Origin of the sequence: Alteribacter natronophilus (genome assembly GCF_006007885.1) — a bacterium.
Lineage (GTDB): Bacteria > Bacillota > Bacilli > Bacillales > Salisediminibacteriaceae > Alteribacter > Alteribacter natronophilus.
In genome coordinates, this window is the sequence record NZ_VCRO01000007.1 from 1 (window position 1) to 24,858 (window position 24,858).

A 24,858-nucleotide genomic window follows, 5' to 3' on the forward strand; every position below is an offset into this window, starting at 1 on the left:
AGGTCACACCCGTTCCCATGCCGAACACGGAAGTTAAGCTCTCCAGCGCCGATGGTAGTTGGGGGCTCTCCCCCTGTGAGAGTAGGACGCCGCTGGGCAGAAGAGACTCACTCGCATATGCGGGTGGGTCTTTTTTTGCGTGTGGCGGTGGGTGCAGGAGAGGAGAAGGAGGGCGTGGGGGAGTGGGAAGCCTCGGATTTTGTCGCTTCGCCGATATCGCGCCCTTGACCGTCGATTTCCCGGGATTTTCTGTCGATACCGCGGACTAAGATAAGATTGATCTCTCAGGGGCTGCGGCAGGATTTCCTAAAACATAAGGTCGTTCCCTGAAAACGCCGTCCAATATCCACCCGGTGAAGGACGGAATCTCATCATCAATTAAAAGCAGCCTTCCACAGCCCAAATCAAAACCGCCGCCTTCCTTTTAATCCTCCTCTACTCCCTCTGCACCAGGTTGTCAAAGATATCCGGTTGGCAAAAACACTGTTTTACTCTAGCATAAAAAGAAGGAACAATCGGAATATTGCCGAGGGGAGCAGTACATGATGAAAACAGCAGTTCTGATAACATTTATAATGCTCCTTTTTACAGAGGGGGCTGCTGCCTCAGGGAGCGAAAGACAAGGACCTCCACTTATTGTAGGCTACGACCCGGACATGCCGCCTCTGCATTATAACGATGACGGTGCTGCTTCAGGATTTGCGGTGGATCTGACGTACGAATCAGCTAAGCAGCTCGGCCGGGACGTAAGGTTTGTCGAGGTGCCCAGAAGAGATGGGAGAGAAGCTCTCGACACCGGAGAGGTCGATGTACTCCTGAGTGCGTATTTTAACGAGGAAGATGCAGGGGTGATGGAATTTGCAGATCCCTACATTAAAACTTCTGTCGGCCTTTATGTTCACGAAGATAATGAATCGGTCGACGGGCTGGCTGATCTGGGCGGGATTGTAACCGCTTTAGAGACCGACACGCTTGAATATGATTTTCTCAGAAATATCCGCGGTGTTCATTATCATACAGCAACAAGTCAGGAGAAAGCCCTTGAACTTCTGCTGAAAGGGCGGGCCGAAGCATTTGTGGGTAACGTACTGACTGCCTCCTATATTCTTGAACAGTCCGGGAGACAGGAGGAGTTTCAGACTGTTGGAAGCTATCTTCTTCCGGTTGAATACTCGATGGTCGTTCAGGGAGAAAACTATCTTCTCGTTGATCAGCTTAACAGGGCTCTGCGTGATTTGCGCGGAGACGGGACCTATAACCGTCTGTACACTCAATGGTTTGATCAGGACGATGATCTAACCGGCCGGCTCTGGCTTGCTCTACAGGTTATCGGCACCCTTCTTGTTGCCATAGTCGTTCTGCTTCTGGTCGGTGTGAAGTGGAACCGTCAGCTTAAAAAGGAAGTCCGTAAAAAAACCAATGTCCTCAATGAATTGAACCAGTCACTCAGGCACCAGGTGAAACAGACAAAAAGCAGCGACGAGTTTAAGAAGCAGATTCTCAACAGCAGTCCGAGGGGGATTGCGACGGTGGACCGTGAAGGCATCGTGACGTCGTTTAATACAAAGGCAAAGGAAATGGCAGGATTCAGTGAAGAAGCAGTTGCCCGTCATTTTACCGGGGTGAGGATTCTCAATCAGCTTCTCGGTGATAAATTTGAGGATGTATTTACCCGGAAAAAGCTCTACCTGGGAGAGGGTGCGGAATGGGAACGTGGGGATGGAAGTTCGTACTTTCTCCGTTACTATGTTTACCCGCTGTATGACCTTAATAAAAAGATGACCGGTATTATTGTAACTTTTGAAGATGTGACCGAGGAGAAGAAACTGAGACAGCAGATTTTTGAACAGGAGAAAAACCAGGCACTTGGACGGGTTGTTGCGGGTATAGCACATGAAATCCGCAATCCTCTTACATCAATCAAAACTTTTGTGGAGCTTATCCCACTTAAGTTCAGCAATGAACGTTTCCAGAAGGAGATTTCCACCTATGTTCCCCAGGAGATTGAAAGGGTAAATACGCTGATTGAAGGGCTGATCGACTATGCGAAACCGAAACAGGCAGACAGGAAGATTATAAACGTGGGTCCTTTTCTGGATGAATGTACGATTCTGTTTAAGCGGACAGCAAATAACAGTGGATTTCAGATGAAGTGTGAATCAGAGGAAGACCTGTTCATTGAAGCCGATGAAAACCAGCTGAAGCAGGTGATCATTAATCTTGTTCTTAACGGGATTGACGCTATGGAGACAGTAGGAGCTGCGGACGGCGAGGTAAAAACGCTCACACTAACTGCCTGTCAGAAATGGAACCAGGTTATCATTACAGTTAAAGATGAGGGTGAAGGGATGAGCAGAGAGCAGCAGAAGCAGGCACTCGAGCCTTTCTTTACAACAAAGGCAAAAGGAACCGGCCTCGGGCTGGCTATTGCCCAGCAGTATATCCGGGATAATAACGGGCAGATGAGAATAGACAGCATAAAAGGAAAAGGCACCTCAATCGTTCTGACGTTTGACCGTGTAAAAGGAGGTAGAGAGGAATGAAAAAAGTCATTGTAATCGATGATGAAGTTTCAATCTGTTCGTCACTGGAGTTTGCGCTGGAGGATCACTACAGAATGACCACAACAACCAGTCCCGAAGAAGGACTGGAGATGATCAGAAACGAGCATTTTGATCTTTGCCTGCTTGATCTCAGAATCGGGAATGTGAATGGACTGGATGTACTCCGGGAAATTAAAAAAATCCGTCCTTCGGTTATCGTCATTATGGTAACTGCCTATGGAACCATTTCTTCCTCTGTGACGGCCATGAAAGAAGGAGCCTATTCCTACATTACAAAACCGGTCAATATGGAAGAGCTGCTTTCCGTAACCGGACAGGCCCTTCACTATCAGGAGCTGAGCAGCCGCGTAGAGTACCTGAGCCAGGAACTGGAGAAGAAATACGGTTACGAGGGTATTATCGGTAAAAGCAGTCAGATGAAGCGGGTATTCGACATGATGGATAAAGTGAAGAAAGTGGATACAAGTGTGCTGATTACCGGTGAAAGCGGTACAGGAAAAGAACTGGTGGCACGGGCGATTCATTTTTCCGGTAAACGGAAACAGGAACATTTTGAAGTGGTGAACTGTGCGGCAATCCCGGAGCAGCTTCTTGAAAGTGAGCTGTTTGGATATGAAAAGGGAGCGTATACGGGAGCGGTAACTTCAAAAGAGGGGAAGTTTCAGCTTGCCGATAAAGGCACTATTTTTCTTGATGAAATTGGGGATATGCCGCTGAACCTCCAGGCAAAGCTTCTACGAGTTCTTCAGGAAAAGGAAGTGACGCGTCTCGGCTCAAATAAGAAGGAGCAGGTTGACGTGCGGGTAATCGCAGCGACTAATAAAAATTTCGATGAAGTAATCAGAAAAGGAGAGTTCAGGGAGGACCTGTACTTCAGACTGAATGTGATTCAGATTCCCCTTCCGCCGCTCAGGGACCGAAAAGAGGATCTTCCCTATCTGATCGATCATTTCAGAAAACAGTTTAATGAGGAATTCAACCGGGAGATCACCGGTTTCAGCCAGCAGGCGAAGAAGATTCTGCTGAACTACGACTATCCCGGCAATATCCGTGAACTTTCCAACATTATCGAGTCTTCCATGGTCCTGGCAGAAAGGGACACCATCGGCATTTCCGATCTTCCGGCACAGCTGAGAGAGAGTTATCCCCAGCCGGAGGAAGGGGAGGCAACTCTGGAGCGCTACGTGGGTCTGACACTGAAAGAACTAGAAAAGCGGTTTATTTCAGTTACCCTTGACCACAACGAGGGACACCGGAAAAACACGGCAAAAATGCTCGGCATCAGTGAACGGAGCTTAAGGGATAAGGTAAAAGTAAAATAGGAAAGCGGCAAATTTTGCACATGGGGCAAAATTTGCCGCTTTTGCTGATAAGACAGATGAAACCGATTAAAAGAAAGCGCTGTCATAAAGGGGTTTTAAAAGTTGGCATCGTTTTTGCATTATTAGAAAAGCGAATAAATTTTAACTAGGGGGCTGAATGATATGAAAAAATTAGCTGGCATACTGGCGGCGACGATGCTGTTTGCGGTTGCGTGCGGAGATGAGAATACAGATACAGATGCGGGAAATGAAAATGGAGGAGACGGTGACGAAGCCGGTGGACAGGAGCTGGATGATCTCTTTGTCACAGTGGCAACAGGGGGCACATCCGGTGTGTACTACCCAATAGGGGGCGCTATCTCCAACATTCTTGAAGGAGAGCTTGGTCTGGATTCATCTGTGCAGGCAACAGGGGCTTCCGTGGAAAATATCAATCTCCTCGATAACGGAAGAGCAGAACTTGCCATTACGATGGGAGATGCCGTCATCCAGGCGTATGAAGGCAGCGGCGCTTTTGACGGAGAGGAGCCGATTGAATCTCTTCGCGGAATGGCCGCCCTTTATCCAAACTTTGTACAGGTAGTTACGACAGAGGATTCCGGTATTGAGACGATGGAGGACCTTGCAGGGATGAGTGTGGGTGTAGGGGCACCAAACTCCGGTGTGGAACTGAATGCCCGGATGGTGCTTGAAGCTCACGGTATGTCCTATGACGACATCAACGAGGACTTTCTTTCCTACTCCGAAGCCATTGACCAGATTAAAAACGGCATGGTTGATGCTGCATTTGTAACGAGTGGGGTACCAAATGCCACGGTTATTGACCTTGATACAACACATGATGCCAAGATCATTCCTATAGAAGGAGAAGCGATGGATTACCTGGAGGAGAATTACCCGTTCTTCTCTGCAGAGGAAATTCCGGCAGATGCCTACAGCAATGCAGAAGCCATTCCGACAGCAGCGATTACAAACCTGCTTCTGGTGTCCAACGATCTTTCTGAGGATGCCGTTTATGAAATGACGAAAGCACTGTTTGAGAACATTGAGGATATCCAGTCTTCCCACAACGCAGCGCAGGATATCACGCTTGAAACTGTGCAGGCAGGAATGCCGATTCCGCTTCATCCGGGAGCTGAGCGTTACTTTGAGGAAGTCGGTGCTCTGGAAGAAGAGTAGGATACACTAAGCCGATGAATGAAAGGGTGCCCCTTCATGGTCCTGACTGATGGACCATTGAGGGACACCCTGTTTTATCAACTGCCGGGCTGACTCCAGGAGAAAGCTGTAAAGAGGGGTTCATATGAAACTTGTAATGATTTTCTGGCTGTTTTTCATAACTGGAGGGTGCAGTGGGGATCAGGGGCTTTATGCCGTTGTTTCCAGTGCGGAGGATGAGTCTGTGGTTTTAAAGGAAGAGAGGGTACTTCCGGGCGACCTTATTACGCTCAGGTGGATCCACTCCGTTGAAAAAACCCCCTGGCTTGAAAGGTATGAAGTCAGGGATTCGGGTGAACTGGTTCTTGTGGAAACCGAGTTTGAATCTTTTGGTGCAGGTGTGGATTACAGCCGGGGGGAGATGACGGTTGAGGACGGCAAAGTCAAAGTAACGGACCTGGAACAGCATGTCCCTTTCATCAGCTGGATTCATTCCGAACAGGCGTCCTACACTATTACGATAAATGAGACTCAAGCGGCGGGTCCCGAAGATCTGCCTCACCATGAAGCAATAATGGTTACTGTTGAAAAGAGGTGAAGTCATGACTGACGAAAAGAAACAGAACGCAAATATTGATGAGCCGGAAATGACCGGTGAACAGAAGAAGGTACTGGAGAAGTATTCGGCCGAATCGCGTTACCGGACGTTTTCCTCCCGGACAGTGGCTGTAATTGTTTCTGCAATTGCCATTTTCCTATCCCTTTATCATATGTATACATCCTACTTTGGCACACCGGTTACGCTTCAGCACCGGTCCCTTCACGTGGCAGTCATTCTGGCACTTGTATTCCTTCTTTATCCGCCATTTAAAAAGGCGAGCAGAACGAAGCTGCCATGGTACGACCTTCTGTTTACGCTGATGGCCATCTCCACATCCGTCTACATCTTTGTGGATTATATCGGCATCGTAAACCGCGGGGGAATGCCGAATAACTTTGATCTGATTTTCGGAGGTCTTCTCGTTCTACTTGTACTGGAAGCGGCAAGACGAGTGACAGGCTGGGGACTTCCGGTCCTTGGGATCCTGTTTCTCCTTTACGGCCTGTACGGAAGAGAGATGCCGGGGCTGTTCCGCCACAGAGGATACGAATGGGATGAGATCGTAAACTTCATGTACGTGACAACAGAGGGGATCTACGGGACCGCGATCGGGGTTTCCGCCACCTACATCTTCCTGTTCATTCTGTTTGGGGCCTTCCTTTCCAAATCGGGAATGGGCCAGTTTTTCAACGATATGGCGATGGCAATTGCCGGACAGACCCGGGGTGGACCGGCAAAAGTATCGGTTATTGCCAGCGGATTTCTCGGCAGTATTAACGGCGCAGCCGTAGCTAATGTTGTCACAACGGGATCATTTACGATTCCGCTTATGAAACGGATCGGCTACAGCCGTAACTTTGCCGGCGCAGTGGAAAGTGCCGCTTCAGTCGGTGGTCAGATTCTGCCGCCCATTATGGGGGCTGCGGCATTTATTATGGCCGAAATGCTCGGCATTCCGTACAGCCAGATTGTGCTTGCTGCCCTTCTGCCGGCCCTGCTTTTCTATCTGGGTATTATCGTCCAGATTCACCTGCGGGCAACGAAACAGGGACTCAAAGGGATTTCAAAAGACAATCTGCCTCAGGTAATGGACGTTCTGAAGGAGCGGGGACATCTGCTCATTCCGCTGATGTTTCTTCTGTATATGCTGTTTTTCAGCGGAAGAACGATCATTTTTTCCGCATTCCTGACGATTCTCGTAACGATCCTTGTGGCGATGGTCCGCAGAACAACACGCATGTCCTTAAGGGACATTCTTGACGCTCTTGAAAACGGGGCACGCATGGCTGTGAGTGTGGCTGTTGCCTGTGCATCCGTCGGTATCGTCGTTGGAATTGCAACACTTACAGGTTTTGGACTGAAGCTTGCCAACGGAATCGTGGCTCTCGGAGGAGAAAGTCTCTTCCTTACGCTCGTCTTTACGATGATTGCCTGTATTGTTCTCGGAATGGGGCTGCCGTCCATCCCGACATACATTATCACGGCTACAATGGCAGCACCGGCCCTCGTTACACTGGGCATCGAACCGCTTGTGGCGCACCTGTTTGTGTTCTACTTTGGTCTTTTTGCCAACATTACGCCGCCGGTGGCACTTGCCGCCTTTGCAGCAGCGGGAATATCAGGCGGGGATCAGATGAAGACCGGTTTTGTCTCGCTCAAGCTGGCAATTGCCGGTTTCATCGTCCCTTACATGTTCGTTTACAACCATTCACTGCTGCTCATTGATACGTCCTTTATGGACGGGGTTCTGGTTGTCATCACAGCTGTGGCCGGAGTCATCATGCTCGGAACAGCGGCGGAAGGATACCTGTTCACCCACATTAATCCTTTTGTACGGCTAATACTCTTTGGAGGATCGCTGATGTTCATGAATCCGAACCTGATCCAGGACATAATCGGCTTTTCGGTCATTGCGCTCGTGTGGTTCATCCAGTGGCAAAAAGGGAAAAAGCAGGCTGACCGTGGTTCCGGAACCGTAAGTCCAATGTAACTTGAGAGAAGGAGTGATTGATCAAAATGAATCTTGGCCTCAAAGATAAATCCGTTGTTGTGCTTGCATCGAGTAAGGGCCTCGGATTTGCCACCGCTCTTGCGTATGCACAGGAAGGGGCAAAGGTGATGCTGGCAAGCCGCAGTGAAAGCGAACTTGCGCGCGCAGCTGAAGATATATTTAAAAAAACAGGGCAGAAGGCTTCGTATCGTGTATGTGACGTGACAAGCCGGGATCAGCTGGCTGAACTGTTCAAGGCGGCTGCCAGTGAAAACGGCGCTGTTGATGTCCTCATCAACAATACCGGCGGACCGAAAGCCGGCGGTTTTGAAGACCAGTCAGACGAAGACTGGGAGCAGGCGTTTGAGCTGAATCTCCTCAGTTTCATCCGGGCGATCAGGGAAGTGCTTCCCGGTATGAAGGAAAAGGGCAGCGGACGAATTATCAATATCGCTTCCTCATCCATCAAGGAACCGGTTGAGGGACTGATTCTTTCCAACACATTCCGTACAGGCGTTGTGGGAATGGCAAAAAGTCTCTCGAAGGAATACAGTAAAGACGGGATTTTGATTAATACCGTCGGTCCGGGAAGGATTGCCACGGAACGAGTCGATCATCTGGACAGGCTACGTGGTGAAAAAACAGGAAAAAGCAGTGAGGAAGTAAAAGCGCAGTACGAGGAACTGATCCCTGCAGGCCGCTAGGGGACACCGGAGGAATTTGCCAGGACGGTTGTTTTTCTGGGGTCGTTTGCAAATACGTACGTGACCGGCCAGTCGATCGTAGTCGATGGAGGTTTAACAAAAGCATACTGACTGGATGGAACGCCGGGTTCGGGAACCCGGCGTTCCTGTTTTTTGCACGAAGCAGGGGGAAGATCCCGAACCAGGCTTCCCGGGGAGAGTCTTTTTAAGATCACGTTTCTAATGCTGTTATTCCGGACATAGGGTATATACAGAGAGAGAAGGCCTGGCCTGACCTGACCGGGAGTTGATGGTTAGACGGAATATACCCGGGTGCCTGTCCGGGTGCCTGTTTATCCCCGAGAACATCGGAACGAGTTAGAAATGACAGTGTCCGGGCAGGATATATGGGGAGCTTCGTCGTATATGTACATAGTGAAACTAAAGGTCGTCAGGAGAGATGATCGCGAAAACCGTTGTTCAGGGGAACGGTTCGCTGTAAAGCAGAGCATAACCAGAGGTCAGACGACAGTCCTCCTGCTGCATCGTACGGAAAAACCTTGGTGGAAGCGCCAGCGGCCCGAGCAGGGATGGTGGTGCTGACGTGCAGGAGGCTGCTCCAGCCTCAAAACTTTTTTGTTTAAAGGAGTGCAGGCGACCAGAGAATATACAAAAGGGGAGAAACAGAGGATGATGGAAACAGTAACTGAATTTTTTACCGGCGGCACCCTGCTGAAAATGGCCTTTGCCGCTGCTGCAGGCCTGATCATCGGGCTTGAACGGGAATTGAAGGGAAAGCCGCTGGGGCTTAAAACGTGTCTGATCGTTTCAGTGACTGCCTGTCTGCTGACGATTGTCTCATACGAATCGGCCATGCTGTATTCGGAGGCCTATTCGAGGCCGATGGACCCGGGCCGTATTCCATCCTACATTATCAGCGGAATCGGTTTTCTGGGGGCAGGTGTAATCCTGAGACGGAATAATGATGTCATTTCCGGGCTGACGACAGCGGCGCTGGTGCTCGCTTCAGCCGGAATCGGGATCACAATCGGTGTCGGTTTTTACATGGAGGCGGCCGTTGGCGTAATATTTCTGATCCTTGGTGTACGGATTATTCCTGATGTCCTGGAGTGGCTGGGACTGAAAAAGCTCAACGAAATTGAAGTAAGAACGAAAATGTACCTGAAAAAAGGAACGGACCTTACCTCCCTTCTTAAAGGCGTTAAAGGGAAAGACCTTGGCCTGAGAAGAGTGAAAGTAAAGGAGGAAGGTGACTGCATCGTGCTTACATGCGTCATTGTCACAGACAAAAACACCTATACCACCGACATTTTCTATACGCTGAAATCCCTTGAGGACGTCCAGCAGGTCGAAGTGGAAAATATAACGTAACAAAAACATACTGTTAGACAGAAAGCGGTATTCACATCCTCCCGATGATTGAATACCGCTTTTGCGTGGAATAGAACAAAGTGGGGCTGATTGACGGATGTACGGAAATCAGAATGAATGCCCCGTATGAAGGCAATAATGGATGGGGGAAAAGGGTGAAGCGGTGGAACCGGATCCTGCCGTGCGGAAACCTGTCCGGTCAAAAAGAAAATGTTAAAAAATCGGGTGCAGGATGATTGCAAACGGAGGAGAATTGGGTATAATAAAATTAAAGTCAAAGATAGTCAAAGTCAAACCGGCAGTGAAAAAGCGCGCTGTCAGTGATATGACTGACCCAATTTTTCGGGAAGTCCCGGGGAGGCTGATGCGATGCGTAATATATCGGATGTGATTGAAAATTATCTGAAGGAAATCCTTGAGCAGAGCAGGGATGAAGCCGTGGAAATCAAACGGAGTGAAATTGCAGAGCATTTTCAATGTGTTCCGTCCCAGATTAACTACGTAATCAGTACCCGCTTTACCCTCGAGAAAGGATACATCGTGGAAAGCAAGCGGGGCGGAGGCGGCTATATCCGGATTACAAAGGCGAGAGCAGCGGACAGAGAGGAATTGTTCAATCAGGTGACGGCGGTGATCGGCAGGGGAATTGCCCAGCAGTCTGCGGAAAATATCATTTCCAGACTTCTTGAGGAAGATGCCGTGTCAAAACGTGAAGCGGGTCTGATGATCAGTGCAACAGACCGTCACGTCATTAACCTGCCGCTTCCTGCAAGAGATGAAGTCCGGGCCGCAGTACTGAAAGCCATGATTGATTCACTTAAATACCGCTGAAAGCGTGCGGAATACTTAGATCAGGAGGGGTGAATATGCTCTGTCAGGAATGTAAGGAACGTCAGGCGACACTGCATTTTACGAAAATCATCAACGGTGAAAAAACGGAATTTCATTTTTGTGATGTATGTGCAAAAGAACAGGACGGTCACATGCCGGGAGCAAAAACTTTCTCCATGCACCAGCTTCTGTCCGGTCTGCTCGATTTTGAACAGCAGATGCCGTCGTCCCATGGCGGAGGGATCAGAAAGACTCGGGAGGGGCTTGTCTGCCCCGGGTGCAGGATGACGTATGAACAGTTTGCCAAAATCGGACGATTCGGCTGTTCCGAATGCTACCAGGCGTTTCAGTCAAAACTCGATCCGATTTTCAAGCGGATTCACAGCGGAAATGTCGTGCACGGAGGAAAGGTGCCGAAACGTATCGGACAGGATCTGCATTTGCATAAAGAAATTGAAAACCTTAAGCAGGAACTGCAGGCACTCATTGCGAATGAAGAGTTTGAACAGGCAGCAGAACTCCGTGACCGCATCCGGTCACTTGAGAAAACACTGAAAGAGAAAAGGGAGGGATAACACGTGTCACTGCAGCAGTTTATCAGTGAGGCCATCAGTCCTTGGATGAAAAAGGACGGCCCGAATTCCGATATCGTTTTAAGCAGCAGAGTCAGGCTGGCGCGGAACATCCAGCACGTCCCTTTCCCTGTCATTGCTTCTTCGGATGATCTGGCTGCCCTAACAGATAAAATAGGTTCAGAGTACGGAGGGGCCGGTCACTCCCGGTTCGGGACGATCGAATTTCTGACGATGGATCCTATGAAGCAGAACGAAAAAAGGGTGCTCGTAGAGAAGCATCTCATCAGCCCGGCACTTTCCGATGAATCAAAATCAGGGGCTGTCCTGCTCAGCGAAGATGAATCTCTCAGTATTATGGTCAATGAAGAAGACCATATCCGAATACAATGTTTATTAGCCGGTTTTCAGCTCACAGAAGCGCTCCGGCTGGCGAATGAAGTCGACGACTGGATGGAGGATAAACTTGATTTTGCCTTCGATGAAAAACGGGGCTATCTGACGAGCTGCCCTACCAATGTGGGCACAGGGCTCAGGGCATCGGTCATGATGCACCTTCCGGCTCTTGTCATTACCCGTCAGATGAACCGTATTCTTCCGGCAATTAACCAGCTGGGACTGGTGGTCCGGGGAATTTACGGGGAAGGAAGCGAAGCCCAGGGAAACCTCTTTCAGATTTCCAACCAGATTACACTCGGTAAATCGGAGGAAGATATCGTCCAGGATCTGCAGAGTGTTGTCCTTCAGCTTATTCAGCAGGAGAGAGCAGCGAGGAAATCGCTTATCGAACAGTCAAAGCTGCAGATGGAAGACAGAGTGTACCGTTCATACGGGATTCTTGCCAACAGCCGGGTAATGGAGTCCAAGGAAGCCGCCAAACGGCTTTCCGACCTCAGGCTCGGCATCGATCTCGGCCTGATTACCGACGTGGACAGCAAAATTCTCAATGAACTTATGATTCTCACACAGCCCGGTTTTCTGCAGCAGTATGCCGGGGAAATTCTTTCCCCCGACCAGAGGGATCAGCGAAGAGCGAAACTGATCAGAGACCGGCTGAAACTTGAAGAAGAACAGATTGACCATTAAACGGAGGTGGAGGAATATGATGTTTGGACGTTTTACAGAGAGAGCACAGAAAGTACTTGCACTTGCACAGGAAGAAGCTACCCGTCTCGGGCACAGCAATATCGGTACAGAGCACATCCTGCTCGGCCTTGTACGTGAAGGAGAGGGGATTGCGGCAAAAGCCCTGTCTGCGCTTGGGCTGAGCCCGGAAAAAATTCAGACGGAAGTGGAGCAGCTGATCGGCAGAGGCGAGGAAGGATCCAAAACGATTCATTACACGCCCCGTGCGAAAAAGGTCATTGAGCTTTCCATGGACGAAGCCCGCAAACTCGGACATTCCTACGTGGGAACCGAGCACATCCTCCTCGGTCTGATCCGTGAAGGTGAAGGCGTTGCGGCCCGGGTCCTCAACAATCTCGGCGTGAGCCTCAACAAAGCACGTCAGCAGGTACTGCAGCTTCTCGGGAGCAGTGAATCTTCAAACAGTCAGCAGCAGAGTGCCGGATCCGGCGCAAACGTAAACACGCCGACTCTTGACAGCCTTGCCCGGGATCTCACTGCCATCGCAAAAGAAGAACAGATCGACCCGGTCATCGGGCGAGCCAAGGAAATCGAGCGGGTCATCCAGGTCCTCAGCCGCCGGACGAAAAACAATCCGGTTCTCATCGGTGAGCCGGGTGTCGGTAAAACAGCCATTGCCGAAGGTCTTGCCCAGCAGATCGTGAATAACGAAGTGCCGGAGACCCTGCGCGGGAAGCGTGTCATGACCCTTGATATGGGTACAGTCGTAGCCGGAACAAAATACCGCGGTGAATTCGAGGACCGTTTGAAAAAAGTAATGGAGGAAATCCGCCAGGCAGGGAACGTGATTCTCTTTATCGACGAACTGCACACCCTCATCGGGGCAGGTGGTGCGGAAGGTGCCATTGATGCTTCCAACATTCTGAAGCCGTCTCTTGCCAGAGGGGAACTGCAGTGTATCGGTGCGACTACCCTTGATGAGTACCGTAAATATATTGAGAAAGACGCGGCTCTTGAACGCCGTTTCCAGCCGATCCAGGTGGATGAGCCGACAAACGACCAATCCGTAAAAATTCTGAGCGGTCTTCGTGACCGTTACGAAGCACACCACAGAGTGACGATTACGGATGAAGCGATCGAAGCGGCAGTGAAACTGTCCGACCGCTACATTGCCGACCGCTTTCTGCCGGATAAGGCGATTGACCTGATCGACGAAGCGGCTTCCAAAGTGAGACTCCGCTCCTATACTGCCCCGCCGAACCTGAAGGAGCTTGAGCAGAAGCTGGAGGAAACGCGGAAGGAAAAAGACGCTGCCGTTCAGAGCCAGGAATTTGAAAAAGCCGCTTCTCTCCGGGACAGCGAACAGCGTGTCCGGGAAGAACTTGAAACGATGAAAAAGGAATGGAAGGAAAAGCAGGGTCAGGAGAATTCCGAAGTGACCACAGAAGACATCGCCCTCGTCGTTGCCAGCTGGACCGGTATTCCGGTAAGCAAACTGGCAGAAGAGGAAACCGAGCGCCTTCTCAAAATGGAGGATATTCTTCACGACCGTGTTATCGGACAGGATGAAGCAGTGAAGGCTGTATCCAAAGCGATCCGCCGTGCACGCGCGGGACTCAAGGATCCAAAACGCCCGATCGGCTCATTTATCTTCCTCGGTCCAACAGGCGTCGGTAAAACGGAGCTTGCCCGTGCCGTAGCCGAATCCCTGTTCGGTGATGAGGATTCCATCATCCGGATCGACATGTCCGAGTTCATGGAGAAGCACACAACGTCCCGTCTTGTAGGGTCGCCTCCAGGCTATGTAGGCCACGAAGAGGGCGGACAGCTTACGGAAAAAGTACGGCGCAAGCCATACTCCGTCGTACTCCTTGATGAAATCGAGAAAGCTCACCCTGAAGTGTTCAACATTCTTCTTCAGGTGCTTGAGGATGGTTTCCTCACAGATTCAAAAGGACGCCGGGTGGACTTCAGAAACACGGCCATCATCATGACATCCAACGTAGGTGCCAGCACGCTGCGCCAGAGTAAGAGCCTCGGCTTCACGGCAGAGCGTGACGGCCAGTCCTACAAGGATATGAAAGACAAAGTGATGACCGAACTGAAGAAGAGCTTCCGTCCAGAATTCCTGAACCGGATCGATGAAACCATCGTATTCCACTCTCTCGATAGAGAGCATATCAAAGAGATTGTGACACTCATGGCTGATCAGCTGAAGAAACGCCTCGCAGAACAGGAAATTGAGTTTGAACTTTCCGATGAGGCAAAAGCGAAGATTGCAGATGAAGGGTACGACCCTGACTACGGGGCGCGTCCGCTCCGACGGGCACTTCAGAAGCAGGTTGAAGACCGGCTTTCCGAAGAACTGCTCCGCGGCAATATTCACAAAGGCCAGCGCGTAAAGCTTACTGTCAAGGACGGGGACTATGAAGTGGAAACCGGAGCTGCAACAGGAGCCGGAAACGCCGGTAAATAAACGCAAATTGAATCGCGTAAGCCGGGAAAGTGTACACCACTTTCCCGGTTTTTTTGTTCAGGAATACAGCACTGCCTTACTTTATGGGCATGAGGGGGAGGAGAGGGTGAAGGATCATAATCGTATTAAAACTCCCCGGGAGCAGGGGGCAAATGATAAGAAAAGAGCGTAATCGTATTAAAACTCCCCGGGAGCAGGGGGCAAATGATAAGAAAAGAGCGTAATCGTATTAAAACTCGTGGGAAACAAGGGGAAATGATATGAAAAGAGCAAAATCGTATTAAAACTCCCGGGAGCAAGTGAGAAGTGATACGAAAAAGGCCCAATCGTATTAAAACTCGCTGGAGCAAGGGGGAAATGATATGAAAAGAGCAAAATCGTATTAAAACTCGCGGGAGCAAGGGGGGAATGACATGAAAAGAGCATAATCGTATTAAAACTCGTGGGAAGCAAGGGGGAAATGATATGAATAGAGCATAATCGTATTAAAACTCCCCAGAAGCAAGGGGGAAATGATATGAAAAAGGCCCAATCGTATTAAAACTCCCCGGAAACAAGGGGGAAATGATATGAAGTCTCCCCATTCCTGATTTGTAAACAAACATGATAAACTAGAGACAGACTAAGCTAACGGATAAGGACGGGGAAGGATATATGGCAAAAAGAAAGACGAAATACGTGTGTCAGGAGTGCGGGTACGAGTCCACCCGGTGGATGGGAAAATGTCCCGGATGCCAGAGCTGGAACACAATGACAGAGGAGTTTGAGGAAAAAACATCAGCTTCCTCTTCAAAAAGCTTTGTGACCAGTTCCAGAGGGGGCGTCACAAAGCCCCAGCCGATTACCCAGATTGAACAGAAGAATGAACAGCGGTTAAGCACGAACATGAAAGAGCTGAACCGGGTGCTCGGGGGAGGAGTGGTGCCGGGTTCACTCGTCCTTGTCGGCGGGGATCCGGGAATCGGAAAATCAACCCTGCTCCTTCAGGTCTCATCCCAGATGGCACGGCAGAAGCACCGGGTGCTCTACATCTCGGGTGAGGAAAGCGTCAAGCAGACGAAGCTGAGAGCAGACAGACTCGGCGTGGCAGACGACAATCTGTTTGTCCTTGCCGAAACCGATGTTGAATATATTGAAAAAGTGATCGAGGAAGTGGCCCCGACACTCGTCATAATCGATTCGATTCAGACGGTTTACCTGGATGCAGTGACTTCTGCTCCGGGAAGTGTGTCCCAGGTAAGGGAATGTACAGCAGCTTTTATGCGGATCGCCAAAACGAAGGGAATTGCAATCTTCCTGGTGGGTCACGTTACTAAACAGGGTGCCATTGCAGGCCCAAGGCTTCTGGAACATATGGTGGACTCGGTGCTTTATTTTGAAGGTGAGCGGCACCATACGTTCAGAATTCTCCGTGCCGTAAAAAACCGGTTCGGTTCCACCAACGAAATGGGTATATTTGAAATGAAAGAGGAAGGTCTGACCGAAGTTCTCAATCCGTCTGAAATCTTTCTTCAGGAACGAACTGCCGGTTCCGCCGGTTCCACGGTGGTTCCTTCCATGGAGGGAACCAGAACAGTTCTTGTGGAAATCCAGTCCCTTATTTCACCTACCAGTTTCGGAAACCCGAGAAGAATGGCCACAGGCCTTGATCATAACCGGATCTCGCTGCTTATGGCCGTGCTCGAGAAGAGAGTCGGTATGCTGCTTCAGAATCACGATGCCTACGTTAAAGTTGCCGGTGGTGTGAGGCTGGATGAACCTGCGATCGACCTTGCCGTAACAGTAGCCATTGCCTCCAGTTTCCGGGATGTTCCTACAAGGCCGAGGGACGTTGTAATTGGGGAAGTGGGTCTTACAGGAGAAATCAGACGTGTATCAAGGGTGGAACAGCGCGTGATGGAAGCGGCCAAACTCGGCTTTGAACGGGCTGTCATTCCGAAGAAAAACATCGGCGGGTGGACAGTTCCCGACGGCATCGAAATAATCGGTGTAAACACTGTAAGTGAAGCATTAGAGGAATGTTTAGGAGGTGCATCATCAGGTGGATCCGCGTTCGAACTATGATACAAATTTTATCAGCAACGTCCTGCAGCTTGTCTCCCCGGGGACGCCTCTCAGGGAAGGGATTGACAACGTGCTGCGGGCGAAAACCGGAGGACTGATTGTCCTTGGATATAATAACGAGATGATGCATATTGTAGACGGAGGTTTCTTTATCAACTGTGAATTTTCCCCGGCCTACCTTTACGAGCTGGCGAAGATGGATGGTGCGATTATTCTCAGTGAGGACGGAAAACGCATTCTGTATGCAAATACACAGCTTGTACCGAACAATGCCATAGATTCCACGGAAACAGGCATCCGGCACCGTACTGCCCAGCGTGTTGCCCGCCAGACAGGAAACCTTGTCATCTCCATTTCCCAGCGGCGTAACGTCATTACGCTCTACCAGGGGGAATACCGGTATTCCCTCAAGGACATCGGCGTAATACTCACAAAAGCCAACCAGGCGATCCAGACGCTTGAAAAATACAAGTCTGTTCTCGATCAGAGTATCACCAACCTTGGCGCACTTGAATTTGAAGAGCTTGTCACCATTCAGGAAGTCTCCCAGGTTATGCACCGCGTTGAAATGGTACTTCGAATCAAAGCCGAAATTCTCAACTATGTGAATGAACTTGGAAATGAGGGACGTCTCATTTCCATGCAGCTTGAGGAACTGGTTTCGAATACGGAGAAAGAAGCTGTTCTGTTAATTAAAGATTACATGAAGGACCGTAACGCCGACCCTCTTAACATTCTTAAGCAGCTGAAAAAACTGTCCAGCGACGAACTGCTCGATGACATGATTATCGTCAAGCTTCTCGGCTACAGCAGGACAGTGAACCTGTCCGAGTTTGCCATCTGTCCGCGTGGTTACCGGATCCTCCATAAAATCCCGCGGATTCCGCCGCTCGTCGTTGAAAACCTTATCCAGAGGTTTGATAATCTCCCACAGGTTATGCGGGCGTCAACCGAGGAGCTTGATGAAGTGGACGGCATCGGGGAAGCAAGGGCGAGAAAAATTAAAGAAGGCCTCACCAGAATCCAGGAACAGCTGTTTATCGACCGGCACATTTAACCTGTGGCTTTAGGAAGCCCGGTGGATGGGGCGTCATTATTTCCTGTGTCCCTCTTCCTGTTTTTAAGGGGGAAATGTGAAAGGGTGTGTCAAACGAAATCTAACCTTGACGAAACTTCACTTTTAAAGGTATAATGATAAATTTGCTTTCATTGACACCTGTTTTTCACTCTGATATTGTTAATTTATTGCAAATCACCGGAATAGAGTGTAACTTTTTGTGATTTTACGCAACCAGGTTTCAAATCCGGTGACTTGTCTATAATGGTTAAAGGAGGTGAAGACGTTGCTTAGACGAATTACACAGCTTTTCATACTGATCGTTGGTGGCGCGGCAGGATTTATATTTATACCTGATCTTATTCAGATTCTTAATATTGGAGATGCTCCTCTGCTGGAGAGTCCCTACGCAGGAGCGGTTCTGGGCGCAATTATTTTATTTTTAATCACTTACTGGTTTATCGATGATTTTGTCGAGCTCATCAGAGTTCTGGAAGAAAAGCTGGTAAAAGTGCCTGTAACTGATCTTCTGTTTGGAACAATGGGTCTGATTGTCGGCCTGATTGTGGCATTCCTGATCGGTCTGCCGATTGATGCCCTGGGCATCCCGATCCTCAGCACCTTCCTGCCCCTGTTTGCCACTTTTTTCCTCGGCTATCTCGGTTTCCAGATCGGGTTTAAAAAACGCGAGGAACTTGGCACGCTGACGGCTCTTTCCGGCCGGCTCGGCTCCAGGGAAGGCAGGAAAAAAGAAGAAGAGGAAACGCTTAAAGGCAGCAAAGGTTCTCTCAAAATTCTTGACACAAGTGTCATTATCGATGGAAGAATTGCGGATATCTGCCAGACACGTTTTCTGGAAGGCACCCTGATTATTCCCGAGTTTGTCCTTGAGGAACTGCAGCATATCGCCGATTCATCCGATGTTCTGAAGCGGAACAGGGGAAGAAGGGGACTTGATATTCTGAATAAAATACAGAAGGAACTCCCGATCGACGTGGAAATCTATGAAGGAGACTTTGAAGATATCCAGGAAGTGGATTCCAAGCTTGTGAAACTTGCAAAAGTCATCGACGGTTACGTGGTAACCAACGATTTCAACCTGAATAAGGTCTGTGATCTCCAGGGCGTTTCCGTTCTGAATATTAACGACCTGGCAAACGCCGTTAAACCGGTTGTTCTGCCCGGCGAAGAAATGGCCGTTCAGGTCATCAAAGACGGCAAGGAGCACAACCAGGGAGTTGCCTACCTTGATGACGGCACGATGATCGTCGTTGAGGAGGGCCGCAGCTATATCGGTAAGGAAATCGATGTGATTGTGACCAGCGTCCTTCAGACATCTGCAGGCAGGATGATATTCGCCAAACCGAAACCACTGGAAAAAGCGCTGTAAAACCTACTGCTGCAGAAGCGGGGAGAGCCCGTAAAACCGACCTTCCAGCCGCACGTTTGCATGATGATCTTATGTTATTAGTACTGTGGGTTAAGCGGCGAAGCGCAGCACCTGAAGCGGAGCTTCTATACAGCAGACTTACACCTATAAAATAAGCAATGGCCGCGCACGCTTCGGCCGGACCGGGAAAGCACCGGTGCGCGAAGCGGCTCTGCTCATTGCGTCAGAGGTTGATACAAAAGGTAAAAAGCATACCTTTTGGGTCAACCTCAAAGTCATGTTTACAGAAAAAACAGGTATTGGGGAAGATACGGATGGAGAACTATACGGTTGTCATTCCGGCAGCAGGTCAGGGGAAGCGGATGCAGGCCGGAAAAAACAAACAGTTTCTGATGCTCGACAATACCCCGCTCGTCATACATACACTCCGCGTTTTTGATACGGACCCGGCCTGCCGGGAAATCGTCCTCGTCGTCAACGACCAGGAGACAGAAGCAATGCAGGATCTTATAGCCACATATAAGATTACGAAAACCATTCAGGTAATACCGGGTGGAAAGGAACGCCAGGACAGCGTCCGTGAAGGTCTGAAACAGATCGACGGGGATGAAGGAACAATGGTTCTGATTCATGACGGGGCACGCCCCTTTGTGAGCCGTAAGCGGATTAGCGAACTTACCGCCAAAGCCGCCGAAAGCGGAGCAGCCGTCCTTGGTGTGCCGGTTAAAGATACTGTGAAGAAAGCAGAGGAAGGCGTTGTGGCAGAAACGGTCGACCGGACAAGCCTCTGGGCCGTGCAGACGCCCCAGGCTTTCCAGCTCCCGCTCATACTTCGCGCTCATGAGAAAGCACAGGCTGAAGGCTTTGCCGGCACTGACGATGCCAGCCTTGCTGAATGGCAGGGTGAGGAAGTCAGGATTGTGGAAGGAGACTACTCGAATATCAAACTCACAACTCCTGAGGATATGCTTTTTGCAGAGGCGATTATTTCACAACGGAAGGACGGTCAGAGACAATGAGGATTGGACAGGGATTCGATGTACACCAGCTTACAGAAGGCCGCCCGCTGATTATCGGCGGCATTGAAATTCCATACGAAAAAGGGCTTCTCGGCCATTCAGATGCAGACGTGCTGCTTCACACCATTGCCGATGCGTGCCTGGGTGCGGTTGGAGAGGGGGATATCGGAAAACATTTTCCCGATACCGACCCGGCATTTAAAGACGCGGACTCCAAAAAACTGCTCAGTCACGTATGGGCGATCGTAAAAGAAAAAGGGTATACTCTCGGGAATGTGGACTGTACCATCATGGCACAAATGCCTAAGATGGCACCTCACATCGAGCACATGAGGGAAACAATCAGCGGCCTCCTTGAAGCCGATCCTGCCCAGGTGAACGTGAAAGCCACTACGACAGAAAAACTGGGTTTCACCGGACGCGGGGAAGGGATTGCCTCCCAGGCTGTCGTGCTGCTGGTTCCTGCAGAAAAATAGACTGCTCACGGAGGCAGTCCACTTGACGGTAATGGTAAAATGAATGCAGTGTCAGACCGTAAAGGAAAGCCTGAAACATGAGACGGCTGCTTAAGCGGGAATACCCGCTGCAGGGCCTTTGCAGAAGAACGGCGGAGCTGTCTTCCGGGAGGGTCATCTGCGAGCGGCATGTAATCTTTTATACTTATAAAAAGCAGTGGTCTGCCACTGTAAATTTACGAACCTATGCATGAAAGGAGTCATACTATGGCTAAGGAAATCCGGGTGCGTTTTGCACCGTCACCTACCGGACATCTTCACATTGGCGGAGCGCGGTCGGCTCTGTTTAACTATTTATTTGCACGGAACCAGAACGGAAAGTTTATCGTTCGTATTGAAGATACAGACCAGGCAAGAAACGTGGAAACAGCCACTGAAAAACTCATGGAGAGCATGAAGTGGCTCGGGATCGACTGGGATGAAAGTGTTGATACCGGAGGCCCTCACGCACCATACCAAAGCATGGAGCGTATGGATATCTACAGAGAACATATTCAGAAGCTGATTGACGAAGGAAAAGCCTACTACTGCTACATGACCGAAGAGGAGCTGGAAGCTGAACGCGAAGCACAGCGTGCCCGTGGTGAAACGCCGAAATATTCCGGCCGGGACCGCGACCTTACACCGGAACAGCGTGAAGCGTATGAAAAAGAAGGCAAAAAACCTGTTGTCCGTTTCCGCGTTCCTGAATCAGGCTCTGTTGTTATTGAAGACGTGATCCGTGGTAATGTGACGTTTGAAAATGAAGGAACGGGCGACTTTGTCATTGCACGTAAAGACGGCGTACCGACGTACAACTTTGCTGTCGTTATCGACGATCATCTGATGGAGATTTCCCACGTTATTCGCGGGGAGGAGCACCTTTCAAACACGCCTCGTCAGGCACTGGTTTATGAAGCATTCGGCTGGGAGAAGCCGCTTTTTGCACATGCCTCCCTTATCCTGAATCCGGACCGTCAGAAAATGAGCAAGCGTGATGAGTCGATTATCCAGTTTGTGGAACAGTACCGTGATCTCGGATATATGCCGGAAGCGATCGTGAACTTCCTTGCTCTTCTCGGCTGGTCTGCCGGGGAGGAAGAGGAGATTTACTCCAAAGAAGAGCTGATCGAAAAATTCAGCCTCGAACGTGTATCCAAAGCACCGGCTGTCTTTGATACCGATAAGCTTGAGTGGATCAACAACCGCTATGTGAAAGAAGCGGAACTGAGTGAAGTGGTGGACCTTGCCCTTCCTCACCTCGTTAAGGCGGGTAAACTGCCGGAAGATATGGCCAGTGAGCAGCGCCAGTGGGCGGAAAAGCTTATAGCTCTTTATCAGGAGCAGATGAGCTACGGAGCAGAAATTGTTGAGCTTGCTGATTTGTTCTTCAAAGAGGAAATCGAGTATAATGAAGAAGCGAAGCAGGTACTATCGGAAGAGCAGGTGCCGGAAGTTATGGCAGCCTTCAAAGAGGAAGTCGCCGCACTTGAGGAGTTTGAGCCTGCTGCAATTAAAAAGGCGATCAAGTCCGTTCAGAAATCGACCGGCCATAAAGGCAAGAAACTGTTCATGCCGATCCGTGTCGCTGTAAGCGGTCAGACGCACGGCCGGGATCTCCCGGATACGATTGCACTCCTGGGCAGGGAAAAGGTTCTCGTCCGTCTCGACCAGGCAGTAAGTGAGTAAGAGTGATTCGCATATATAAAAGAACGCTGAAGGGAAAAAGTATTTGTATCCGACTTTGACAGAGAGAGCTGCCGCCGGCTGAAAGCAGCTTAAAGAACGGTGCAGGGAACATGCATCCCCGAGTCCTGTTCCGAACATCCTTTGCTGAAAAGGAACAAGTAGGTTCAGGCGGCCCACCCGCCGTTACAGGGATAAGAGGAGTTTCTTCCGTATCATGGGGGGAATTCAAGCAGAGTGGAACCGCGCAGTAAAAAGCGCCTCTGTGCCCGACCGGGCACAGGGGCGCTTTTTTTGTAAATCCAGGAGAGAAGCCTTGCCGGATCGCCGCAGAAAGCGAAAGTAAAGTGAGAAGCGGAAGTGATGTCAGGACTTTCAGGGAAGACACGAAACATAAGGAAATGAAGGAGGTCAGTGCTGTGTTTAAAACACTAAAAAATGATATTGATGTGGTACTGGACCAGGACCCGGCCGCCAGAAACCGCCTTGAAGTTATTTTTAATTATTCGGGGGTCCATGCGATCTGGAGCCACAGGCTGGCCCACTGGCTCTGGAAAAAGCGTTTTTACTTCCTCGCCCGCTTTCTTTCCCAGATCAGCCGTTTCTTTACGGGTATTGAAATTCACCCCGGCGCTGTGATCGGCCAGCGGCTGTTTATCGACCATGGGATGGGAGTGGTCATCGGTGAAACGTGTGAAATCGGCGACAACTGTACAATCTACCAGGGAGTAACCCTGGGCGGAACAGGGAAGGAAAAAGGCAAACGCCATCCGACCCTTGAAGACAATGTGCTGATTGCAACGGGCGCGAAAGTACTCGGTTCCATGAGAATTGGAATGAATGCGAGGATTGGTGCAGGGTCAGTCGTTCTGAAGGAAGTGCCCCCCAACTCAACGGTGGTGGGTATTCCCGGAAGAGTGGTTGTACAGGACGGTGTAAAAGTGGACCACGATCTCGATCATATCAATCTGCCCGACCCGGTATCAGACAAACTGAAAGAGCTCGAAGAGGAAATTGCCCGTTTAAAAGAACAGCTGGACGGGACACAGAGTCATAAAGGAGGCGCTTATCGTGGCGATTAAGCTCTATAATACACTCACAAGACAAAAAGAGGAATTCACACCTATGGAGGAAGGCAAAGTAAAGATGTACGTTTGCGGTCCGACGGTTTACAACTACATCCACATCGGAAATGCCAGGCCCGCCGTTGTTTTTGATATGGTACGCCGCTATTTTGAATACCGCGGCTACGACGTCCATTACGTCTCCAATTTTACGGATGTGGACGACAAAATTATCAGGGCTGCCGATGAAATGGGCGAAGACGTAACGGAAATTGCCGAGCGCTTCATTCAGGCTTATCACGAGGACACAGGAGCACTCGGAGTTAAAAAAGCCGACCTTCATCCACGTGTAACCGAAACGATGACAGACATCATCAGCTTCATCGGGAAGCTGGTGGATAAAGGATACGCCTATGCTTCAGGCGGGGATGTGTATTTCAGAACCCGCAAATTTGAAGGATACGGAAAACTGTCCCACCAGTCAGTGGACGATCTTCAGCTCGGTGCCCGGATTGAAGTGGGAGAGAAAAAGGAAGATCCACTTGATTTTGTTCTCTGGAAAGGGGCAAAACCCGATGAAATCTACTGGGACAGTCCATGGGGAAAAGGGCGGCCCGGCTGGCACATCGAGTGCTCGGCCATGGTGAAAAAGTACCTCGGCGATACGATCGATATTCACGCCGGAGGCCAGGATCTGTCGTTTCCGCACCATGAAAATGAGATAGCCCAGTCCGAAGCGCTAAATGAAAAGAAGATGGCCAATTACTGGATCCATAACGGATACATCAATATTGACAACGAAAAAATGTCGAAATCTCTCGGAAACTTTATTCTTGTGCACGATATTATTAAAAAATTCGATCCGGAAGTCGTGAGGTTCTTTATCGTAAACAACCACTACCGGAGTCCGATCAACTTCAGCGACGAGCAGCTTACAAGTGCAGCAAGCTCCCTCGAGCGTATCAGGACAACGTACGCCAACATCTCGCACCGTCTCTCCGAAACGGCCGATCTCGGGGAAGACGCGGAGCAGTGGACCGGGAAAGTCGATGCCCACCATGACCGTTTTATTGAGGAGATGGATGACGACTTTAACAGCGCAAATGCTGTAGCTGCCCTGTTTGACCTCGTTAAAACAGCAAACAACTACCTTCGTGAAAAGCACACGAGCAAAACCGTGCTTTCTCACATACTTGAGACGATGGACCGGATGTCGGATGTTCTCGGAGTCGCTTTGAACCAGACAGCGGAAATTCTTGATGAGGAAATTGAAACTTTGATTCAGGAGCGGATCGATGCCCGGAAAAACCGCGACTTTGCACGAGCTGACCAGATCCGGGATGACCTGAAAGAGCAGGGGATCGTTCTTGAGGACACACCGCAGGGTACACGCTGGAAGAGGGTGTAAA

The 24,858-nt window shown here is 49.9% G+C and carries 18 protein-coding genes, 1 rRNA gene, 1 pseudogene and 1 other annotated feature; all 20 genes and pseudogenes read left to right on the forward strand.

Annotation, left to right across the window (positions count from 1 at the left end; translation table 11 throughout):
* Positions 1-98 (forward strand): 5S ribosomal RNA (rrf, locus tag FGB90_RS17540); the annotation flags it as partial.
* Positions 99-542: 444 nt separating this feature from the next.
* Positions 543-2,543, forward strand: a complete 2,001-nt coding sequence (locus tag FGB90_RS17545; RefSeq protein WP_138812178.1) for a transporter substrate-binding domain-containing protein — start codon at positions 543-545, stop codon at positions 2,541-2,543.
* Positions 2,540-3,886 (forward strand): sigma-54-dependent transcriptional regulator, encoded by a 1,347-nt coding sequence (locus FGB90_RS17550; RefSeq protein ID WP_138812179.1) that lies wholly within the window; start codon positions 2,540-2,542, stop codon positions 3,884-3,886. Before FGB90_RS17545 ends, FGB90_RS17550 begins: the two co-directional genes overlap by 4 nt.
* 162 nt (positions 3,887-4,048) lie before the next feature.
* On the forward strand, positions 4,049-5,065 hold the full coding sequence (locus FGB90_RS17555) for a TAXI family TRAP transporter solute-binding subunit (RefSeq protein ID WP_138812180.1): 1,017 nt from the start codon (positions 4,049-4,051) through the stop codon (positions 5,063-5,065).
* A gap of 124 nt (positions 5,066-5,189) precedes the next feature.
* A complete protein-coding gene (locus tag FGB90_RS17560) occupies positions 5,190-5,642 on the forward strand; it encodes a DUF1850 domain-containing protein (protein WP_138812181.1) in 453 nt (150 codons plus the stop codon).
* 4 nt (positions 5,643-5,646) lie between these two features.
* The gene (locus FGB90_RS17565) at positions 5,647-7,635 is read left to right on the forward strand and encodes a TRAP transporter permease (RefSeq protein ID WP_138812182.1); all 1,989 of its coding nucleotides are present in this window, start codon (positions 5,647-5,649) and stop codon (positions 7,633-7,635) included.
* A 26-nt stretch (positions 7,636-7,661) separates the two neighbouring features.
* A pseudogene (locus FGB90_RS17570) lies at positions 7,662-8,450 on the forward strand (SDR family oxidoreductase).
* Between the two features lie 558 nt (positions 8,451-9,008).
* Complete coding sequence (locus tag FGB90_RS17575; protein WP_138812183.1) at positions 9,009-9,710, forward strand: MgtC/SapB family protein; 702 nt, start codon at positions 9,009-9,011, stop codon at positions 9,708-9,710.
* 369 nt (positions 9,711-10,079) lie between these two features.
* Positions 10,080-10,541 (forward strand): CtsR family transcriptional regulator, encoded by a 462-nt coding sequence (locus FGB90_RS17580; RefSeq protein ID WP_138812184.1) that lies wholly within the window; start codon positions 10,080-10,082, stop codon positions 10,539-10,541.
* Positions 10,542-10,576: 35 nt separating this feature from the next.
* Positions 10,577-11,116 carry a protein-arginine kinase activator protein McsA gene (gene mcsA, locus FGB90_RS17585; RefSeq protein ID WP_138812185.1) on the forward strand — a complete coding sequence of 180 codons (540 nt, stop codon included), beginning with the start codon at positions 10,577-10,579 and terminating at the stop codon, positions 11,114-11,116.
* 3 nt (positions 11,117-11,119) lie between these two features.
* Entirely contained in the window at positions 11,120-12,199 is a 1,080-nt protein-coding gene (gene mcsB / locus FGB90_RS17590; RefSeq protein WP_138812186.1) for a protein-arginine kinase McsB, read from the forward strand.
* 16 nt (positions 12,200-12,215) lie between these two features.
* The gene (clpC, locus tag FGB90_RS17595) at positions 12,216-14,675 is read left to right on the forward strand and encodes an ATP-dependent protease ATP-binding subunit ClpC (protein ID WP_138812187.1); all 2,460 of its coding nucleotides are present in this window, start codon (positions 12,216-12,218) and stop codon (positions 14,673-14,675) included.
* Positions 14,676-15,329: 654 nt separating this feature from the next.
* Positions 15,330-16,739: a DNA repair protein RadA gene (gene radA, locus FGB90_RS17600; RefSeq protein WP_138812188.1), complete on the forward strand. Its 1,410-nt coding sequence runs from the start codon at positions 15,330-15,332 to the stop codon at positions 16,737-16,739.
* Complete coding sequence (gene disA / locus FGB90_RS17605; RefSeq protein WP_138812189.1) at positions 16,717-17,796, forward strand: DNA integrity scanning diadenylate cyclase DisA; 1,080 nt, start codon at positions 16,717-16,719, stop codon at positions 17,794-17,796. Before radA ends, disA begins: the two co-directional genes overlap by 23 nt.
* Before the next feature lie 286 nt (positions 17,797-18,082).
* Entirely contained in the window at positions 18,083-19,186 is a 1,104-nt protein-coding gene (locus tag FGB90_RS17610; protein ID WP_138812190.1) for a PIN/TRAM domain-containing protein, read from the forward strand.
* A 314-nt stretch (positions 19,187-19,500) separates the two neighbouring features.
* Positions 19,501-20,205: a 2-C-methyl-D-erythritol 4-phosphate cytidylyltransferase gene (gene ispD / locus FGB90_RS17615; RefSeq protein ID WP_138812191.1), complete on the forward strand. Its 705-nt coding sequence runs from the start codon at positions 19,501-19,503 to the stop codon at positions 20,203-20,205.
* Complete coding sequence (gene ispF, locus FGB90_RS17620) at positions 20,202-20,681, forward strand: 2-C-methyl-D-erythritol 2,4-cyclodiphosphate synthase (protein WP_138812192.1); 480 nt, start codon at positions 20,202-20,204, stop codon at positions 20,679-20,681. Before ispD ends, ispF begins: the two co-directional genes overlap by 4 nt.
* Positions 20,682-20,927: 246 nt before the next feature.
* Complete coding sequence (gene gltX / locus FGB90_RS17625) at positions 20,928-22,388, forward strand: glutamate--tRNA ligase (RefSeq protein WP_138812193.1); 1,461 nt, start codon at positions 20,928-20,930, stop codon at positions 22,386-22,388.
* A 17-nt stretch (positions 22,389-22,405) separates the two neighbouring features.
* Positions 22,406-22,653 (forward strand) — a binding site (T-box leader).
* A 151-nt stretch (positions 22,654-22,804) separates the two neighbouring features.
* On the forward strand, positions 22,805-23,467 hold the full coding sequence (gene cysE / locus FGB90_RS17630) for a serine O-acetyltransferase (RefSeq protein ID WP_138812194.1): 663 nt from the start codon (positions 22,805-22,807) through the stop codon (positions 23,465-23,467).
* Positions 23,457-24,857, forward strand: coding sequence for a cysteine--tRNA ligase (gene cysS / locus FGB90_RS17635; protein ID WP_138812195.1), 1,401 nt, complete (start codon positions 23,457-23,459; stop codon positions 24,855-24,857). The genes cysE and cysS overlap by 11 nt, the downstream gene beginning before the upstream one ends.
* The last annotated feature ends 1 nt before the right edge of the window (position 24,858 follow it).

Excerpts from the sequence above, each read along its gene's own strand:
- FGB90_RS17545 (WP_138812178.1), top strand. The coding sequence starts at position 543 with ATGATGAAAACAGCAGTTCTGATAACATTTATAATGCTCCTTTTTACA.
- FGB90_RS17550 (WP_138812179.1), top strand. The coding sequence starts at position 2,540 with ATGAAAAAAGTCATTGTAATCGATGATGAAGTTTCAATCTGTTCGTCA.
- FGB90_RS17555 (WP_138812180.1), top strand. The coding sequence starts at position 4,049 with ATGAAAAAATTAGCTGGCATACTGGCGGCGACGATGCTGTTTGCGGTT.
- FGB90_RS17560 (WP_138812181.1), top strand. The coding sequence starts at position 5,190 with ATGAAACTTGTAATGATTTTCTGGCTGTTTTTCATAACTGGAGGGTGC.
- FGB90_RS17565 (WP_138812182.1), top strand. The coding sequence starts at position 5,647 with ATGACTGACGAAAAGAAACAGAACGCAAATATTGATGAGCCGGAAATG.
- FGB90_RS17575 (WP_138812183.1), top strand. The coding sequence starts at position 9,009 with ATGATGGAAACAGTAACTGAATTTTTTACCGGCGGCACCCTGCTGAAA.
- FGB90_RS17580 (WP_138812184.1), top strand. The coding sequence starts at position 10,080 with ATGCGTAATATATCGGATGTGATTGAAAATTATCTGAAGGAAATCCTT.
- mcsA (WP_138812185.1), top strand. The coding sequence starts at position 10,577 with ATGCTCTGTCAGGAATGTAAGGAACGTCAGGCGACACTGCATTTTACG.
- clpC (WP_138812187.1), top strand. The coding sequence starts at position 12,216 with ATGATGTTTGGACGTTTTACAGAGAGAGCACAGAAAGTACTTGCACTT.
- radA (WP_138812188.1), top strand. The coding sequence starts at position 15,330 with ATGGCAAAAAGAAAGACGAAATACGTGTGTCAGGAGTGCGGGTACGAG.
- ispD (WP_138812191.1), top strand. The coding sequence starts at position 19,501 with ATGGAGAACTATACGGTTGTCATTCCGGCAGCAGGTCAGGGGAAGCGG.
- ispF (WP_138812192.1), top strand. The coding sequence starts at position 20,202 with ATGAGGATTGGACAGGGATTCGATGTACACCAGCTTACAGAAGGCCGC.
- gltX (WP_138812193.1), top strand. The coding sequence starts at position 20,928 with ATGGCTAAGGAAATCCGGGTGCGTTTTGCACCGTCACCTACCGGACAT.